At 50.7% G+C, this 18251-nt stretch carries 14 protein-coding genes; 6 read left to right on the top strand and 8 right to left on the bottom strand.

What is annotated here, in order from left to right; all coding sequences use genetic code 11:
- Positions 1-273 precede the first annotated feature (273 nt).
- Positions 274-1956 carry an alkaline phosphatase family protein gene (locus DFR42_RS14465; RefSeq protein ID WP_245936977.1) on the top strand — a complete coding sequence of 561 codons (1683 nt, stop codon included), beginning with the start codon at positions 274-276 and terminating at the stop codon, positions 1954-1956.
- An 82-nt stretch (positions 1957-2038) separates the two neighbouring features.
- On the opposite strand, the gene DFR42_RS14460 is transcribed toward DFR42_RS14465, so the two are convergent.
- The 3 genes from DFR42_RS14460 to DFR42_RS14450 all read right to left on the bottom strand — a co-directional run bounded on the left by DFR42_RS14460 (position 2039) and on the right by DFR42_RS14450 (position 8535).
- Complete coding sequence (locus DFR42_RS14460) at positions 2039-3604, bottom strand: POT-type proton-dependent oligopeptide transporter (protein ID WP_245936976.1); 1566 nt, start codon at positions 3602-3604, stop codon at positions 2039-2041.
- Between the two features lie 464 nt (positions 3605-4068).
- Positions 4069-7266, bottom strand: a complete 3198-nt coding sequence (locus DFR42_RS14455; RefSeq protein ID WP_110255708.1) for an efflux RND transporter permease subunit — start codon at positions 7264-7266, stop codon at positions 4069-4071.
- 3 nt (positions 7267-7269) lie between these two features.
- The gene (locus tag DFR42_RS14450) at positions 7270-8535 is read right to left on the bottom strand and encodes an efflux RND transporter periplasmic adaptor subunit (protein ID WP_110255707.1); all 1266 of its coding nucleotides are present in this window, start codon (positions 8533-8535) and stop codon (positions 7270-7272) included.
- 213 nt (positions 8536-8748) lie between these two features.
- Between DFR42_RS14450 and DFR42_RS14445 the strand changes: the two genes are divergently transcribed.
- The 4 genes from DFR42_RS14445 (at position 8749) to DFR42_RS14430 (ending at position 11912) form a co-directional block, all read left to right on the top strand.
- Positions 8749-9351, top strand: a complete 603-nt coding sequence (locus DFR42_RS14445; RefSeq protein WP_146218856.1) for a dienelactone hydrolase family protein — start codon at positions 8749-8751, stop codon at positions 9349-9351.
- 231 nt (positions 9352-9582) lie between these two features.
- Positions 9583-10614, top strand: a complete 1032-nt coding sequence (locus tag DFR42_RS14440; protein WP_110255884.1) for a Glu/Leu/Phe/Val family dehydrogenase — start codon at positions 9583-9585, stop codon at positions 10612-10614.
- Positions 10615-10782: 168 nt separating this feature from the next.
- Positions 10783-11289: a DinB family protein gene (locus tag DFR42_RS14435; protein ID WP_110255705.1), complete on the top strand. Its 507-nt coding sequence runs from the start codon at positions 10783-10785 to the stop codon at positions 11287-11289.
- Between the two features lie 95 nt (positions 11290-11384).
- On the top strand, positions 11385-11912 hold the full coding sequence (locus tag DFR42_RS14430) for a GNAT family N-acetyltransferase (protein ID WP_110255704.1): 528 nt from the start codon (positions 11385-11387) through the stop codon (positions 11910-11912).
- Between the two features lie 23 nt (positions 11913-11935).
- Here DFR42_RS14430 and DFR42_RS14425 read toward each other — a convergent pair whose 3' ends face one another.
- The 4 genes from DFR42_RS14425 to DFR42_RS14410 all read right to left on the bottom strand — a co-directional run bounded on the left by DFR42_RS14425 (position 11936) and on the right by DFR42_RS14410 (position 16515).
- Entirely contained in the window at positions 11936-13684 is a 1749-nt protein-coding gene (locus tag DFR42_RS14425) for a sensor domain-containing diguanylate cyclase (RefSeq protein ID WP_170133534.1), read from the bottom strand.
- 221 nt (positions 13685-13905) lie between these two features.
- Entirely contained in the window at positions 13906-14913 is a 1008-nt protein-coding gene (locus DFR42_RS14420) for a hypothetical protein (RefSeq protein WP_110255702.1), read from the bottom strand.
- A gap of 25 nt (positions 14914-14938) precedes the next feature.
- On the bottom strand, positions 14939-15880 hold the full coding sequence (locus DFR42_RS14415) for a polysaccharide deacetylase family protein (RefSeq protein WP_245936975.1): 942 nt from the start codon (positions 15878-15880) through the stop codon (positions 14939-14941).
- A 23-nt stretch (positions 15881-15903) separates the two neighbouring features.
- Positions 15904-16515, bottom strand: a complete 612-nt coding sequence (locus tag DFR42_RS14410) for a hypothetical protein (RefSeq protein WP_146218855.1) — start codon at positions 16513-16515, stop codon at positions 15904-15906.
- 261 nt (positions 16516-16776) lie between these two features.
- Between DFR42_RS14410 and DFR42_RS14405 the strand changes: the two genes are divergently transcribed.
- A complete protein-coding gene (locus DFR42_RS14405) occupies positions 16777-17550 on the top strand; it encodes a VOC family protein (protein WP_110255700.1) in 774 nt (257 codons plus the stop codon).
- Between the two features lie 32 nt (positions 17551-17582).
- Here the strand turns inward: DFR42_RS14405 and DFR42_RS14400 are convergent, their stop codons facing one another.
- Positions 17583-18251 (bottom strand): aspartate/glutamate racemase family protein, encoded by a 669-nt coding sequence (locus DFR42_RS14400; protein ID WP_110255699.1) that lies wholly within the window; start codon positions 18249-18251, stop codon positions 17583-17585.

The raw sequence follows: 18251 nt of genomic DNA, 5'->3' as shown, positions 1-18251 counted from the left end.
AAAGTAATAAAATGCAATACTTGCAGAAGTTTTTTGCATGTTGACTGTAATTGACACATTGATGAATAAAAACATATGCCAGCAAGTACACATTTTTTACCCTATCATTTCACTGCCTTTCGATACGTCACTTAGCGTACATAAATCGCACTTAACATCGTACCTGACATAGCAACCGAGATAGCAACTGAGACAGCAACCAGCATAGCAATTAAGCCTTTATCGCCGGTCAAGACCCTGACAGGCTTTTTATTGAATCATCCAGGACTAACCATGAAAAAACGAATGCCCACCATCCCAGCCCCCATGCGTAGACTGTTTTTACTGACTTGCCTTGCAGCGACCACCGCCCTGCCTGCCCTGCCTGCCTTTGCAGTTGAAAAAACTGCACAAGCCAAGCTGGTCGTGGTTTTGGTTGTTGACGGCTTGCCACAAGAGCAAGTAGTGCGTTATCGCGATCAATTTGCTCAGGGTGGCTTTCGCCGTCTGCTTGATCAGGGAGCCTGGTTCTCCGACGGGCATCAGGCGCATGGCATTACCGTCACTGCAGTCGGCCATTCTGCCGTATTGACGGGTGCGTATCCCTATCAGCACGGCATCGTTGGCAATAACTGGATAGACCCGGTGACGCTGGCATCGGTATATTGCACAGAAGACAAAAATCACACGTATATAGGCGAGGAAACCAAGGGCAGCGATGGAACCTCCCCTGCCAATCTGCGTGTCAGCACGCTGGGTGATGAATTACGCTACTCGAATGGTGAACGCAGCAAAGTAGTGACAGTATCCGGCAAGGACAGGGGTGCGATCCTGCTGGCCGGTAAAACTGGCACGGCGTATATGTACATGAGCAAGACTGGCAATTTTGCCAGTTCCACCTATTACATGAAGTCTCATCCACAATGGGTGCAGCAATACCACGCAGGCAAACCGCAAGACCGCTTTTATGGCAAGGAATGGCGACCTTTGCTGCCTGACGCGGCTTACTCTGGTGACGCAGACGATGAACTGGTCATCAATCAAAAGGAAAAAGAAAAACGCTTCCCCTTTGTCTACACCAGCAAGTCTGGCAAACCCGATGCTGATTACTACAAGGACCTGTACACTGGTCCCTATGTCGACGAAATGACCCTGGATTTTGCCCGCGCAGCGATAGAAGGTGAAAAACTGGGACAAAACCCTGCTGGTGTACCTGATGTGCTGGGTGTCAGCCTGTCCAGCCATGACTATGTCAATCACAGCTTTGGCCCTGAGAGCCGCATGTCGCATGACCATTTGCAAAGACTGGATAGAATGCTGGCAAATTTCTTCACCTACCTCGACAAGCGTGTAGGCATGGACAATACCATCGTGATACTGACGGCAGATCATGGTTTCCCGAATGTGCCAGAGTTTTCACAATCCATCAAACGCGATGCACAACGTCTGGACAGCAAGAAGATGCTGGCCGACCTGAACCAGCATCTGACGGATAAGTTTGGGCAAAAAGACCTGGTTCGCAAATGGTCCGCTCCCAACTTTTTGCTTGACTATAAGCTGATAGAGCAAAAAAACCTGAGGCGTGATGATGTGGAAAACGCCGCTGCAAGATTTTTGCTGGACCTGCCCGGCGTTGCCAACAGCTTTACCCGTACCCAGTTTGAAAATGGTAGTTTGCCACGCACACGCATGGGTACGCTGGTACAACGTGCATGGCACAGGCAACGTTCTGGCGATGTCATGGTTGTCACCAAGCCTTATTGGTATTTTGGCAGCGAAGCACATGGCACTTCGCATGGCTCACCGTATATCTACGACACCAATGTACCGCTGATGTTGATGGGCAAACCCTTCAAAGCCGGTGCCTATGGCCAGTATGCTGAAGTCATGGATATTGCACCAACACTGGCGCATTTGTTGCGCTTGCGCCCACCTTCTGGTTCTGAAGGACGTGTACTGACTGAGATATTGCGCTGAACAATCACTTCATACCAGGTAATTGAACGAAAAAAAACCGCATGAAAGTCATGCGGTTTTTTTCTGCTTCGTGGCGCTGATGTTAATCAGCCTTACGATAATTATTCAACATAGGATAACTTCTCGCATACAGAGAAAACAGGAAAGCCGCCAGCAAGGCAAAACCGGCAAAGAAGAACATCTGGAAAGCCGTGACGCTCATACCAGTAGACTTGATTTGCTCGGTCACTGCTTCACTCTTGACACTGGAGTTGGCCAGCAAGACCCACAAGTTACCTATGGTGACTGACAGGTTCCAGAAACTCATGATCACACCCTTCATCGCCAGCGGTGCCTGACTATAGGCAAATTCCAGACCTGTAGTGGATACCAGCACTTCGCCAAAGGTCAGCAAGGCATATGGCAGAATTTGCCAGGTAATTTCCAGAGCATTGCCGCCATCAATGGCCAACTGCATGAAGCCAACTACTATCCAGGCCAGACCAGCAAAAGCGATACCGGCGCCCATGCGACGCAAGGCAGTCAATTCAACGCCACTACGTTTCAATAAAGGATACAAGACCAGGTTATTGAAAGGGATGAGCAACATCACCAGCAATGGGTTCAAAGCCTGCATTTGCGCAGACTGGAACCATGAAGGCTTGGTCATCTGATCTGCCTGCAAGACCCAGGTCGATGCCTTTTGATCAAACAAGGACCAGAATGGTGTCACCAGGGCAAACACCACCAGTATGCGCAAGACCGAACGTACGCCATCAACTGCCACATCAGGATGAATACCGCGAGCGCGTTCCAGTTGCATCCAGGCACCCATGCCACCAAAGCCCAGGACCAGCACCAGCGCCAGACACAGTGCCGCAACTATGCCGACTTTAGGGATCAAAAACAAAGAACCTACTGCCAGCAAGGCGCCGGCCACTGCCATGAAATAACCGCTTTTTGCCTGACCAGGCACATCGGTAGTCAATGCAGTACGTACCACGTTCAGGAAAGAATGCGGATCACGTGGTGCTGGTGCTACGTGAACGTATTTGGTACGGCCAGACCAGAAAATAATGGTCGCGATCAACATCAGCAAACCCGGGATACCAAAAGCGATACTGGCTCCGAATTCCTTGAGGAAGATAGGCATCAGCAAAGAGGCAAAGAAAGAACCAAAGTTGATAATCCAGTAAAAACCATCAAATACTTTTTGCGCCAGGGAGCGATTCGATTGATCAAACTGGTCACCAACAAAGGAAGTTACCAGCGGTTTGATCCCCCCTGACCCCAGGGCGATCAGGAATAGCCCGGTATAAAATCCATTGCGGTTATTCTCAAAGATAGCCAGGCAGGCATGGCCACAGCAATACACCAGGCTCAACCAGAAAACGGTATTGTATTTACCAAAGAAGCGGTCGGCGAGCCAGCCACCCAGCAAGGGGAAGAAATATACGCCGATGACGAAAGTATGGAATACCTCTTTTGCCATACCCTTGCGCAGTTCTTCCGGCATGGATAACAGCAGGCTGGTAATCAGGAAAGGCGTGAGGATATTGCGCATGCCATAAAAGCTGAAGCGCTCACAGCCCTCATTGGCGATGATATAGGGTATTTGCTTTGGCATCCGCGCTTTTTCAGCGCCATCCACAGCCACGGATTGAGTCATTCGTCTCTCCTGTCAATTGTTTTTCACAGCGTCAGCAAACATCTCTTTTGAAGGTGCATTTGCTTATTGGAATTATGGATAGGTGTTTCTTGTATTTCTCTGCATTTTCCTAGGTATAAATTGGATATATCTGGAAAAACAGTGGGCGAAGTATCCAGATTTGTGAGGGGGTAGTCAAGCCTGAAAACATGCCTGATTGCCAGAGAAAAGCAGTGCACGGAAACCCATCTGTTGCAGGATTTTAAAATAATGCCAAACAGCCATCAAAATGAAGACTTATGCAAATTGCCAGTCAGGCTGCAAGCCTCGTGGATGCTGGCTTTGTGCAGTGCGGAAATAAAAAACTTATGGATGCTTATTGATACGGTTATGAATACAATTTCAGCAAATTATTTTTTTATCCAACACAATAAATTTCGCCCTCAAAATGAAAATGCCCACTTCAGAAGTGGGCATTTCTTGCATCAGCCTGCGGCAGGTTTGCCGCTGATTTTACGCCATGCCTTAAACGGCAGACGGTAGATAAAGCGCAACATGATCAGTGTCAGCAAGGCTTCAACAAAGGTCGCGATGAAGGCAAAGAAAGTATTCCAGCGCGATTCACGGCTGCGGAACTTGGCCAGCATGCGGTCACGGCTGATTTCTATACTGTCATAGAAAGTTGGCACTACCAGCAAGGTCAGGAAAGTGGAAGTGATGGTGCCGCCAATAATCGCAATCGCCAGTGGACGATAGAACTCGCCGCCCTCACCCAGGCCTATGGCCACAGGCAGCATACCGGCAATCAGCGCAAAGGTCGTCATCAAAATAGGGCGCAGGCGCTTGCGGCCAGCATACATGAGTGACTCTTCGCGATCATAGCCTTCTTCTTCGCGCTTCCTGGCACAATCGAGCAAGAGAATCGCATTCTTGGCGACCAGTCCCATGAGCATGATGATGCCGATGAAACTCATCAGGTTCAGTGTACCCTTGGTTAACAGCAGAGCGACTACCACGCCTATCAGGCTCAAAGGCAGGGACAGCATAACAGCAATAGGCGCCGTGAAAGAACCAAACTGCATGACCAGGATCAGGTACATCAGGCCTATGCCAGATACCAGGGCGATAGTCATTTCGGTAAACAATTCTTTTTGCGAACGTGCCGCACCACTCAGCTCTATGCCGAAACCGGCCGGGAAGTTCATGGCTTTGGCAAGCTTCATTGCTTCAGTCGTGATTTCACCCGAAGATTTCCCTTGTGCATTGGCCGATACTTCTATCATGCGTTTGCCATCGGTATGCTGGATCTTGGCTGGTCCCTTGCCCATAGTGATCTTGGCGATTTGCTCCAGAGGCACCATCTTGTCGCTACCAGCCACGGCAATAGGCAGACGTTCTATGTTTTCTGCACTGATCCTGTCATCCGGATGCAGGCGCACTGCCACGTCACGCGCTTCACCGGTAGGGTCAACCCAGTCACCAATCTCGACACCGGCAAACGCCACACGCAAGGCCTGGGCTGCATCATTGACCGAAATACCAAGAGAGTTTGCCAGCCCACGATCCAGCTCTATCTGCAATTCGTCTTTGGGATCTTGCTCAGACAAACCTACATCCACCGCGCCTGGTACTTTGCTGAGTTGCCCCATGAAATCTGTCGCAATCTCAGTCAGTTTTCTTGAGTCCGGGCCGGAGAACCTGATTTGCACAGGCTTTCTGGCACCATTACTGAGATCATCCTGGACCACATACTCAGCACCGATGATATTGGCGACCAGCTTGCGCAGCTCGACACCCACCTCGGTTGCTGAGCGCTTACGCTCAGTACTCTTGCCGATATCCACATAAACACGTCCACCACCACTGTTAATGACACTATTGGTGGCCTTGGTTTCTTTCAGGGTACGTGCCAGCTCAGCGGCTTTCTCGACTTTCATGCGGCCATATTCGAGGCTGGAACTGGATGGTGTGCGCACGTCTATCACCAGCGTGCCATTGTCCGAGACTGGCAGGAAACTGGTGCCGCCCTTGGCCGCATGCAAGGCAATGGCGCCAGCAAAACTGAGTGCAGCGATCAGGGCCATCCAGATACGGTGATGCAAGGCCCAGGCGATCACATTGCCGTAGCGGTCAGCCTGATGATCAAACCAGGTATTGAACTTGGCCAGTACCAGACTGATGCCGCGCTTGGGTTCCAGATGATGGCCTATAGGGTCGCCCCAGTAGGCAGACAACATGGGATCAAGCGTGAAAGAGATAAACAGACTGACCAGGACAGAGCTCGCAACTGTCAGCGCAAACGGCCTGAACCATTCACCAGAAACACCAGGCATGAAAGCCACAGGAATAAACACGGCAATGATAGAGAACGTGGTTGCGGCAACTGCCAGGCCAATTTCCTTGGTGCCATTACTGGCAGCAGTGCGGCGATCTGAACCCATTTCCATATGACGCACGATGTTTTCGCGCACCACAATCGCATCATCAATCAGCACACCAATTGCCAGCGACAAGCCCAGTAAGGTCATGAAGTTCAGGGTAAAGCCGCATAGCCAGACGGCGATGAAAGCTGCAATTACGGAGGTTGGCAAGCTCATGGCTGTAATCAGGGTGGAGCGCCAGGAATTCAGGAAGACATACACCACAAAAATCGTCAACACTGCACCAAACATCAGGGACTCGATGACGTTATTCAGGCTGGATTGTGCGTCCTTGCCGCCATCCTGTGTGACTTCCAGCTTGCTGCCTTTTGGCAGGTTCTTGTTGATTTCATCGATCAGGTCGCGCACTTTATTGGCTACCGTCACGGTACTGGCATCACGCGAGCGAGTCACTGAAATACCGACATTGGGATTGCCATTGCGTACACTGAAGCCGCCTATCTCGGCAAAGCTGTCGGCAATTTCAGCGACTTGCGCCAGCCTGACCAGGTCAGTGCCACGGCGCTTGATGACGATATTCTGGAATTCTGCCGGTGATTCTATGCGGCCTATCAGGCGTATGCTTTGCTCATCCAGCTTGCCACTCACCTTACCCACAGGTGCAGTGGTATTTTGATTGCGCAATGCGGTGACCACTTCGCCAACCGAGACATTGTATTCACGCAATTTTTGCGCATGCAATAACACAGTCAACTCACGACGCAGGGAACCATTCACGCTGACAGTAGCAACGCCGTCTATGCCACGAAACTTGTCGGACAATTCATCTTCTGCCAGGCGTGAAATCTCGGCATGGCTGAGCGTACTGGAAGACAAGGCCATCTGCATGATGGGCTGTGCCGAGGGATCACTGCGCTGGAGTATGGGCTCGCGCATTTCTATCGGTAATTTATAGCGTACCGAGGCAATGGCATTACGCACTTCGTCTGAGGCTTCGATCAGGTTTTTATTGAAATTAAAAACAATCACGACTTGCGCACGGCCTTCAAATGCCGTTGAGCGTACCTGATAGACACCGGTAATGCTTTGCAGAGATTTTTCCAGACGATTGATGATCTCGCGCTCCACCGTTTCTGGTGATGCACCTGGATAAGGAATACTGACCACCAGCACTGGCTCTTCCACATCGGGAATCTGGTTGACCTTGAGTTTTTTCAGCGCCAGCAAACCCATGCACATAAGGGCGATGATGATCACGATCATCGCGACCGGACGCTTAATACTGAAATCAGAAAGGAACATGATTTATTTCCCTTGTGGATTGGCAGTTGCCGTGCTGGAAGCAGAACTCACCGAGCTTGCTGATGCTGGCGTTGCCGCCGTTGTTGGACTTGCCGCAGTTGCCGCCGTTGCTGGCAGCTCGGCACCAGCCGTCGCCACCATCTTCACTTTTTGTCCATCCACCAAAGTGGAAACCGGGTTACGTATGACTTTGTCGCCGTCGACCAGACCGCTACGAATTTCAAAATCACCGCGACGTGGGTCACGTTCACCAACCACAATACTGATTTTGTTGAGGATGCCATCCTTGATGCGCCAGGCATAGGCCTTATCGCCATCACGCAGCAAGGCTGAGCTCTTGATCATCAGGGTCTGGGTAGAACCTGTTTCTATGCGTCCCTCTGCATACAGGCCGGACACCCGTGGTGGCGTGGCATCAGCAAAGGCTACCAGCACTTCGACCTGCCTGGTGGTGGCATTTGCTGCCATATCCACACGTTTCACCTTGCCTGCAAAAACCTGGTCACCATAACCATTGACACGGAAACTGACAGTCTGGCCTATCTTGACATTATTGACCTTGTCCGCCGACAGCAAGCCTTCAAAACGCATGCTGGTCGGGTCGATGACCTTGACCAGCTCCTTGCCTATCTGGGCTGTGTCACCAGCAGAAACCTTGCGTTCGCTGACGACGCCATCAAAGGGGGCACGCACTTCTGTACGCTGCATTTGCTGGCGTGCCTGCGCTGAACGTGCCTTGGCAGCCACCAGATCACTCTGGGCATTATTGCGGCGGATTTCTGCATCTTCCAGTTGCTGGGTCGATGTCATGCCGGATGCGCGCAAAGTCTTCAGGCGCTGGAATTGTCTCTCGGCCTGCTCCAGCGACTGGGCAGATGCCCTGGCCGCTTCTTCCGCCGAATTGCGGCTGTCACGAATTGATGTGTCGTCCAGGCGCACCAGTAAATCACCACGCTTAACCGTCTCGCCATTTTCTTTCAATACTTGCAAGACCACCGTAGACAATTCCGAGCGCAAGTCAGCCTTGCGTTCTGGTTGTATGGAACCAGTAATCACAGGTCCGGAGGACAGTGCGCTGTTTTGTATGACTTGCAAATCTTCTTGCGTCACCAGCAAGGGCTGGTCTGGTATTTTGGCAGCACCAGACTTGGCGCTCGCTGAACCTGCACTTGCCTTGGTCTGATCCGAATCCTTGCCATCTTTTCCTCCCTTACTGCATGCCGTCAATGCCAGGGCAAGGGATAGAAAAATCAGACTGGGTCGCAACATGGTGAATCTCCGTATATTTATAATAAATGTTTGTCTAAGAAGCTGATTTGTAACAAAAAGTTCTAATTCTTGCCAAGTATCCATGAGCATGTATGTAAGTGTCAATCATGCATTACCTGCTTGCAACATTAGCTAAATATAAGCGAGTTTCTTGCAATGTCAGCATAAGTCCGGTAGGCTCCCGCCTCCTGCGTATCTACCAAGCTGCTTATTGTGTCTGTTACTGTGTTCACCCCTGCTTCACCACCTGTTTTATTGATCGTCACTGATGTTTTTGGCAACACACCTGCGATTGCCAGCTTTGCACGACAATTTCCTGTGCCCTGTCTGATTGCATCACCTTTTAGCGGTGAGAAAACACAATATCCGGCAGAAACCCTGGCCTATCATGCTTTTATTGCTGAAGGCGGGGTGGGTGCCTATGCAGAACACCTTGCCCAATTGATAGAAGCAAATCAGTCCAGCCTGCGTTACGCCATAGGTTTTAGTGCGGGTGCCAGTGCCCTGTGGCTTAACAGTACCAATCCAGCCATGGCGAGTCTGCAACAAACCATATTGTTTTACGGTTCACGCATACGCGATTATCGCGATGTACAGCCTGCTTGCCCTACGCGCCTGATATTTGCGGAGCAGGAAGCCGCATTCGAACCAGCAGAACTGGTGGCCGATTTAAGGCAGCGCAACCATGATGCTGAGCTAGTCAAAGGCAGCAAACATGGTTTTATGAACCCCTATTCAGCCGGTTTTTGCCTGAAAACCCAGGAACGCTTTATGAAAGAACTACTTGATATGACACAAATCAGTGTCGCAGCCTGAGTCTCTAACATGCGCATAGCCAGCAGGCAAGATTGAGTTTCGCCCCCTCTTACCCTATACTTCGCACGCGTGACACAATCACCGCCTTGTGTTTTTGATTACACCAACCAGTGATCAGGGACTGTTTTACTTGCATGACAACACCACCACTTATTTAATAACTTTTTTGCGGCACCAGTGCATCTGCCTGATCTGGCAGCTCGTCTGGTTGATCCGCGCGGAGCCATAAGCATGACCGCCTTTGTATTTAATGAAATCAATTTCGACGACCACGAACAAGTCGTGTTCGCATCTGAAGCCAAATCTGGCTTGAAAGCCATCATCGCAGTCCATAACACCAATCTCGGCCCGGCCATGGGTGGCTGCCGCATGTGGAATTATGCAGATGAAGCCGAAGCTGTACGTGATGTATTGCGCCTGTCGCGCGGCATGACCTACAAGAACGCAGTTGCTGGCCTGCCTATCGGCGGCGGCAAAAGCGTCATCATCGGCAACCCAAAAACTGACAAGACCCCTGCCCTGTTTGAAGCCCTGGGTGAAGCCCTGGAGCGCCTCGGCGGCCGTTATGTCACAGCAGAAGACGTAGGCACCAGCCCGGCAGACATGGCTAATGTTGCCAGCAAAACCAAATACGTAGCTGGTCTGGGTGACCGTGGCGACCCATCCCCATACACAGCACTGGGCTGCTTCGTCGGTGCCCAGGCTGCGGTGAAACACCATTTCAAACGCGACAGCTTTGATGGTCTGACCGTGGCCCTGCAAGGTCTGGGTCATGTAGGTTATGACTATGCACGCCAGTTGAAAGAAGCCGGTGCCAAACTCATCGTCACCGATATCGACCAGGCTGCACTGAAACGTGCGCAAGAAGAACTGGGTGCAGAAGTCGTCGCCATCGACGCCATCTATGATGTACAAGCCGATATCTATGCACCATGCGCCCTCGGTGCAACACTGAACCCGGACACATTGTCACGTCTGAAAGCAAAGATCGTTGCTGGTGGTGCCAACAACCAGCTGGCAACACCAGAGATGGGGGAAATCTGCCGTCAAAAAGGTATCCTGTATGCACCAGACTTTGTCATCAATGCCGGTGGCATCATCAAGGTTTGCTATGAATACCTGAACACACCAGAAGACGGCATGGTTGCCCATGTTCGCCGTATCGGTGAAACCCTTGCAGAAGTATTTGCCCGCGCTGATGCAGAAGGCTTGCCGACCAGCGTTATCGCTGACCGTATTGCTGAAGCGAAATTCAAGAAATAAATTCCTCGCTGACGCAGGCTCAAAAGCCACCAGACTGATGTTCTGGTGGCTTTTTTTGTTTTTCGCATTGTATCTACCGTAATCGCAAACATCTGTATCTACAGGCGCAATATCAACAGGCATATTCTATCTGGAAGGCAGGTTTTCTTATCCAACCGGAGAATACGAATGACGATGTTATCGAATATACGCATGCTGACCCACTATAAAGCCTGGGCAGACGACAAGATGTTTTCCATGTTAAGTGCCTTGCCAGAGGAAGAGGTATTGCGCCCTCGCCTGACCCGATTTGGCAATATGCTGCATACTCTGAACCACGTATATGTCATCGACGATATTTTTCGCGCCCATTTGCAAGGACAGTTGCATGAGTATCAGGACCGCAATACTGAAACTACGCCAGCACTGAATGATCTCTGGAATGCATCTCGACAAATGAATCAGTGGTACCGGGATTTCACGCAAGACTTGAATAAAGATGATCTGGAGCGCGTCATCCATTTCAATTTCATTGGCGGTGGTGAGGGCATCATGAGTTGCCAGGAAATGCTGCTACACGTCGTCAATCATGCCACCTATCATCGCGGCTTTGTCGGCGACATGATGTACCAGGCCAAGGTCATGCCACAATCAACCGACCTGACGGTATTCGTCAGGGACGTGCTCAGAGCATGAAACTTTTATGTGAATCCAGGGTCAATGAAGTGCGTGCTTGAAACGTATTGCTTTCAAGCTTACACTCATCACTATCTATAGCGCCCCCGAAGATCATGACCATACTCACTACTGCACGCCTGCGCCTGGAACCAATGAACGACAGCCACTTTGACGGCCTGTTCCGTATGAACAGCCAGCCAGAAGTGATGCAATACATTACCGGCAAACCAGATACGCCTGAGGATACGCAGTCCATGATAGATCGTGTCAAGGCACGCTGGATAGAGTATGGTTTTTCATGGTGGAGTTTCATAGAACTCGAGAGCAATGAAATCATCGGTGCAGGCTGCATACAATACCTGGGGCGCGACCCAGCCAATCCTCTGGAGACTGGCTGGCGTCTGCGCAAGGAAAGCTGGAACAAGGGTTATGCATCAGAAGCCGCGCAAGCCATGGTGGCATTTGCATTTGAAAATCTCAAGACAGAATCTCTGTGTGCAGTCTGTCACCAGGATAATCAAGCATCATCGAATGTCATGAAAAAACTGGGCATGCAATATCGCGGCATAGAACGCTGGTATGACATGGATACGGCTGTGTATTCCATGGATAAGGCTGAATGGCTGGCCAATAGGAAATAAGCAAAAATAACGAAGAAAGAAGCTCAATCTGCCGCAACGACAATACAGTTGCGACCACTCTCTTTTGCGCGATACAAGGCCATGTCGCTGGATGAGAGTGACACATCGGCATCCAGGTCGCTGGCCTGCATCATGGCTATACCTATACTGACAGTAACAGGGATGATATGGGTGTGCGCATTGACTGGAGTGTCGAGCAATTGCTTTTGCACGCGCTGCGCAAAAACAGTGGCATCAGTGATGCTGGTGCCTGCCAATACCACAGCAAACTCTTCACCGCCTACCCGGCCAGCATAATCACTCTTGCGCAATTCATCGTGCAGGATATGGGCAAAATGCCTGAGCACCAAATCACCTACCGCATGCCCATAAGTGTCATTGATGAGTTTGAAATTATCCAGATCACACATCAGTACTGCAGCAGTCTTGCTGGCACCGCGCTGTATGCGTGCCAGTTCTTCTTCGATGCGCCCCATGAAACTACGCCGATTGGGGATTTGCGTTAAGAAATCGATGGTCGCCAGTTCCTGCAATTCCTGCTCTATGCGCTTGTGTTCGGTGACATCGGTAATAAAACCATGCCACAAGGTAGCCCCATCTGGCAGGCGACGTGGCCTGGCGTCCATCTGGCGCCAGCGTATGCCTTGTTGTGGCAAATTGACGCGGTATTCCAGGTGCAGGTGCTCCAGCCTGCTGGCTGACTTTAAAACCGCATTGCGGTAAGCCGGAAAATCATCAGGGTGGATACGCGCATGCACCAGTGCCACGCTGTCATGTATTTGTGACGGACTTAACTCATAGATATCGCGTATGCCCTCGCTGACATAGCCAAAGCTTTCATCGCCATTGGCCTGCATGCAGTATTGGTAGGCCAGACCGGGCACTTCATTGGTCAGGCAAGTGACCAGATCGGCACTTTCCTGCAGACGTTGTGACAAGGCGCGCATGGCAGTGATGTCAGTGGTAGTGCCTATCATGCGCAGCGGGCTGCCATCTTCTGCCCGGCTGACGACTTTGCCACGACTGGATATCCATTTATAGCTACCATCCTTGCAGCGTACCCTGTGTTCAACCACATATTGCTCAGTCTGGCCTTCAAAATGCGCCTTGATGGTGGCCTGTACATAGGGCAAGTCATCTGGATGCAACCTGGCATAGCTGTCTTCTATGCGTCCCGTTATTTCTGAATCAGCATAACCCAGTATGGCTTTCCAGCCGGGGGAATAATGAATGCGGCCAGCCGGTATATCCCTGTCCCAAATGCCAGTGGCACTGCCTTCTATTGCCAGTGCCATGCGCAACATGCTGGCCTGGCTTTGCTCGGCCAGTGCCTGTGCCTGCCGGTTTTGCTGTTGGTGTAACGTATGTTGCAGCAGATCGGCAAGCAGGCTGGCCAGCTCTTGTCGCATTTGCTCACTGGGCGGTGTGGATGAAGACTCAGGCGGGGTTATCAGGAAGAGCGCGCCAAGCAATGGCTGTCCGGCGTTGCAGAGCGGGATGCTTGCCATCATGCTCAGGCCATGGTTTTGCAGGGCATCCTGCCAGGCAGCTTCAGCCTCTGGCACTTGGAAGTCTTCTGCCACCAAAGGAATATGGAGCGTATTTTCCAGAACAGGGGTCAGCAAATCAGAAGCGCTCAGCAAACTATCAGCACCAGTAACAAGGCTGTTAGCCACCACTACCACCTGCAAATGAGGATAATGCGTCTCCAGGCTGTTGATAATTTGACGCAGGCTGATCTCGAGTGCAGTATTGTCCGCGATAGCACTCATACATAGCTTATACAAGCTCAATAGATATCGAGCTTCATCATTACTTTTATGCAAAGTATCAGAACTCATATCTGCCCAATATCCCCGCAGGGAAGCCGCTTGCACATGCCAGAACTCATTTTCTCGCTATAGATCATCATATACTAAAGCGGCTGTGCCTGAATATGAGCGAGATTTTTTCATCTTAGTGGGTTTTACAACAAACAGCATGGATTAACTGATCATAATCCTTCCACATAAAAAGCTTCCGGCTTCCCTTTCCCGTGCATGAATGCAGAAACCTCGTCTTGCCACACTTGTGGCTGCAAATTCGCTGTACTGCGGGTAATGAAACGACGCATGGGCCTATGGTCAAAAGCCTGGGCCAACAGTTTTTGCATACCAGCAAAACTGTCCGGATTGATATGTATACCCTGAGCAATGCGCTCAGCAACCAGATTCACCTGACGCAGGATAGCCTGTTCCCGCCTGGGGTCTCCTTGCACAGCAACTTCATAAAATGAAGTAAGCACAGCAAAGCCGGGGCGCACGCCTTCCAGCAAGCTGGCTTGTAATCTGTCATGCCCATCGAGTATTAGATAAGCATTCAAGCCATGGATATACCAGACCAGGATGGGTGGCAATTGCCCGGCACGTGCCAGCTTGCGCCACCATTTGACACGACCGCTATCCTTGTGCTGAGCAGCAAATACGTTCAATACCTGTCCATTGCCCGACATGCACCAGTCCAGATAAACGACAGGAGCATGCAATAACTGGACGTCTTCTTCTCCACCACCAAGATGCCAGTCACGCAGACGGTATTTGCCACGCCAATGAGGATGATATACCTGGCTGCCATCACAATATTCAAGCGACCACAGACCGTCGGACAAGCAACTGATATCTACATTACGCAATGCCTTTGCAAAATGCTTCAGCCATAATCTTTGTTGTGACCCGGAAGCGGCAGATGCAATGTGCTGGACCTCTGCCGAGCTGATGGCTGGCAACCATTCCTGATGCTGCGGCAAATTTCGATAGACGCTTACGCCAGAATAGCCCTCATCAATTTCGGCCCACAATAAAGGCAAATCGCCTGCATCCAGCCGCATGCGCTTGCCCGCCGCGGTACGCAAACGCAAAGCTGGCTTGGATGCATTGCTGACATTCAGCAATAATCCGCGCCATTGCTCGTAGTCGCGCTCATGGTCGCCAGTATCGTCCTGATAATGGATGTTGATAGCCATATTGCTGCGCCTTATCCTGATGACTTCACAAACCCTGCTTTTTCAAAGCCTCAATCTCAAAATCACCATCATCCACCAGGCGCTCCCAACCGGTAAACTTGCCCAGACCCAGCGTCCTGCTCATGGATAACAACAAACTCTGCCCAGCCGCTTCACGCTCAGGTGCCAACTGATACACAGGATCATTGAAAGCTGCTGCTGGCGTCACAAACTTCCAGCCCATGATCTTGAACTGGGCCAGCACGTCATCAAGCCACAGGGCATTGATCAGATTGTGATGCATGAGCAAGACTTGGGGAATATCACGTCCCTGCAATTGCCATGACAAGGCACGATAGGCTTCGGCACGCTGGCGTATATGAGCCAGGTAAGCCAGCTTGACAGGTGTTACATCAGCCTCAGGATTTTTCTTGAGGACGGCTATCAATTTCTCATTCAGACGCCAGTCGCTGGTATCGAGACTGACATAGGCATTACGATAACTTTTTTGTTTTAAAAAATCGCGCATGCCATCGCGTTTTTCCGGTGTATTACCTTCGCGCAGATAAGTATAGCGATACCATTTCTGGTAACCCGGCAAAGTGCTGATGATAGCGTCGCAATCCAGAATTTCTTGCTGATATTGCGCCAGGCTGACTTTATCGCTATGCAAATCAGGATGACTCATGCTGTGGTTGCCAATCGCATGACCGGCGTCACCCCATGCCTTTGCCAGCGCATAACCAGCAGGTTCTTTTGCGGCATAGTCCGCGGTCACAAACAGTGCTGCCGACACACCATGTTTAGCGAGCGCATTCAACATGGCCTGATTGCGTTGCGCCGGGCTCAATCTTGGTGTTTGTTCCAGATCGGGACCATCGTCAATGGTGATGGCTACCGTCTGAGCGCTGACATTGGCCGCCAGTGATATGAAAGCAGATAAAAATACAGTGCTCGCTGCGCGAGTTAAATGACAAAAGAGGTTCAATTTTTTCGTTTTCTGGGTAAGGTTTAATCCACGACATAGTCGGCAGATTTTTTAGCGGCATCCGCAGTATCTGTGGTGTCGGCGGCTTCAATCAGCATGAATTGCTGGCCATTCCATTGATAAAGACCGGCTTGCTCTCCAGGATTTGCAGACAAGGCCAGCAGTGCTTTTTTATTTTTCACGGCATCGTAAGTCCACTCAAATGCCCCGGCCACCAGGGTCTGCAGGAGCTTGTATTCATTTTGTTGCATGCCATACACTTGCATTTCTTCATAAGCTGCGCCTCGCTGTATCCTGGCTATGAATACCGGTTTGCCTGCAATGGTAAATTCAGTATGCAATTGCAGGCGTGGATTATAGCTATCGTCAAACTGCTTTTGTGATACGACTCGCCAGGCCTGATTTTCTTTTTTAAGAATGCTGACAGTGCTGAAAATCCATGCCTTGTTTTTATTACCCGGTTCGCCTGATGGCTTGCTGGACCAGGTCACAAGCTTCCAGTCATCTTGCATGCTGAGCATGCTGTAGTTCTCAATTTCACTCAGATTGGTCTTGTTCAATGCGGGGGTAAAGTCTTGCTGGGTTGACTGACTGGTGACAGATTTGTCGCCCGAGTGGCAGGCAGTAAAAGTCATCAGAATGAATAGAGTAAGCAGTGCTTTTTTATAAGGCATGAATGAACAGTGTCGGTGGCGTCTGAATGCCAGTGAATTACCAAAAGGCAACAAATAATAGGCGATAGCATAACATTAAGTTTTATCAAGCGCAGAACTTGCATGAATACACATAGATTCTCATTTCAATTCCTCAACGACGACTTATAATTCCAAAGCTGCACCGCTATTTCTGAACTTGTTTGATCACACTTTCCACAAAAAATTGAAGGAGATATCAGCATGAGTATCGTTAGCTCGCACGAACCCGGCGCGTTTTGCTGGGTAGAACTTGGCACCAGTGATCAAAATGCCGCCAAGGCGTTTTATGGCGAACTGTTCAGCTGGACCGCACAGGATAATGAGATGGGCCCGGGAAGTTTTTATACCATCTTCCAGCTCGAGGGAAATGATGCCGCAGCAGCATATACCCTGGATGCCCAGCAACAAGCGGGCGTGCCGCCCCACTGGACAATTTATGTGTCTACCGATAATGCCGAAGCAACAGCAAAGCGCAGTGCTGAACTGGGGGGTGAAATTGTCATGCCCGCATTTGACGTGTATGACCTGGGGCGTATGGCAGTATTAAAAGACCCTACCGGTGCTTTCCATAACATCTGGCAACCCGGGAAAAATACTGGTGTAGGCGTACAAAACGAGCCGGGATCATTTTGCTGGGGCCAGCTCAATTGCAGTGATACGGCAAAGGCTGAAGCCTATTACAAAGCCCTGTTTGGCTGGGGAGCCAATACAGGCAGTGACGGTGGCATGACTTACACAGAATGGCAGCTCAATGGCACGCCCATAGGTGGCATGATGGACTTGCCACCAGGTGCCATGGCCCCTTCGCACTGGCTGGCTTATTTCAGTGTAGAAGACTGCAATGCCAGTGCTGCCAAAGCACGGTCACTAGGCGCTGCCGTCTACGTCGCCCCTACCGACATCCCCAACACGGGTCGTTTCGCCGTGCTGGCTGACCCACAAGGTGCAGTATTTGCGATATATCAGCAAGCTTAAAGGCAGACGACAGGGTTCAGCAGATGTTGCGATTACATACGCTGCAAGAGTCTGATCGCATGCGCCACGCCCAGTCTGGGACTGGACAAGACCTCCTTGTCCAGGTCCTGCAGTTCCAATGCTACAGCTGCCATTGATGCCTGCGCCAATACGACGACATCAATGGCGGTATTATTCTGCAACTCCCGCCTGACTGCACTTGCTATGCTCTGCCGGTAAGCTTCGCTATCACCTTGCTGGAAAAACCCCCAGGCATCTTCAACCCACAGATTGCTGATTGCCACTGGTTTGTTCAATGCTGTTGCAGATTCCTGTAATAGTTCAGTCGTAGGCAGCAAGGTAGTTTCTAGTGCCGCCACCAGCAAGATACGTGGCCCCAGCGTCACTGCACGATCAGCCATGGCGCGATCTATCCTCACAGCTTGCCAGCCTGCCATTCCAGACATGCGCTCAGCCACACCGCCAATACTGGAACAGGTACAGACCACAATACGTGCGCCACTAGCTGCAGCAGCTTGCATGGCTGCCTGTATATCGTTTATCACACCCGCATCAGCAACCCCAAGCTGCTGGGCAGCCGCAAGCAAGGATGCATCAACATGATGATGCATTTTGAGACCCGGTGCCAGTTCTTGCACCAGGGCCTCAAAAGTAGGAATGTGTACTGCAGATGTATGCAGGAAAGCAAGTTCGTGCAGCAT

The organism is Undibacterium pigrum (assembly GCF_003201815.1).
GTDB lineage: Bacteria > Pseudomonadota > Gammaproteobacteria > Burkholderiales > Burkholderiaceae_D > Undibacterium > Undibacterium pigrum.
The sequence above is the reverse complement of the archived record's forward strand: the minus strand, read 5'-3'. Positions and strand labels throughout refer to the sequence as shown.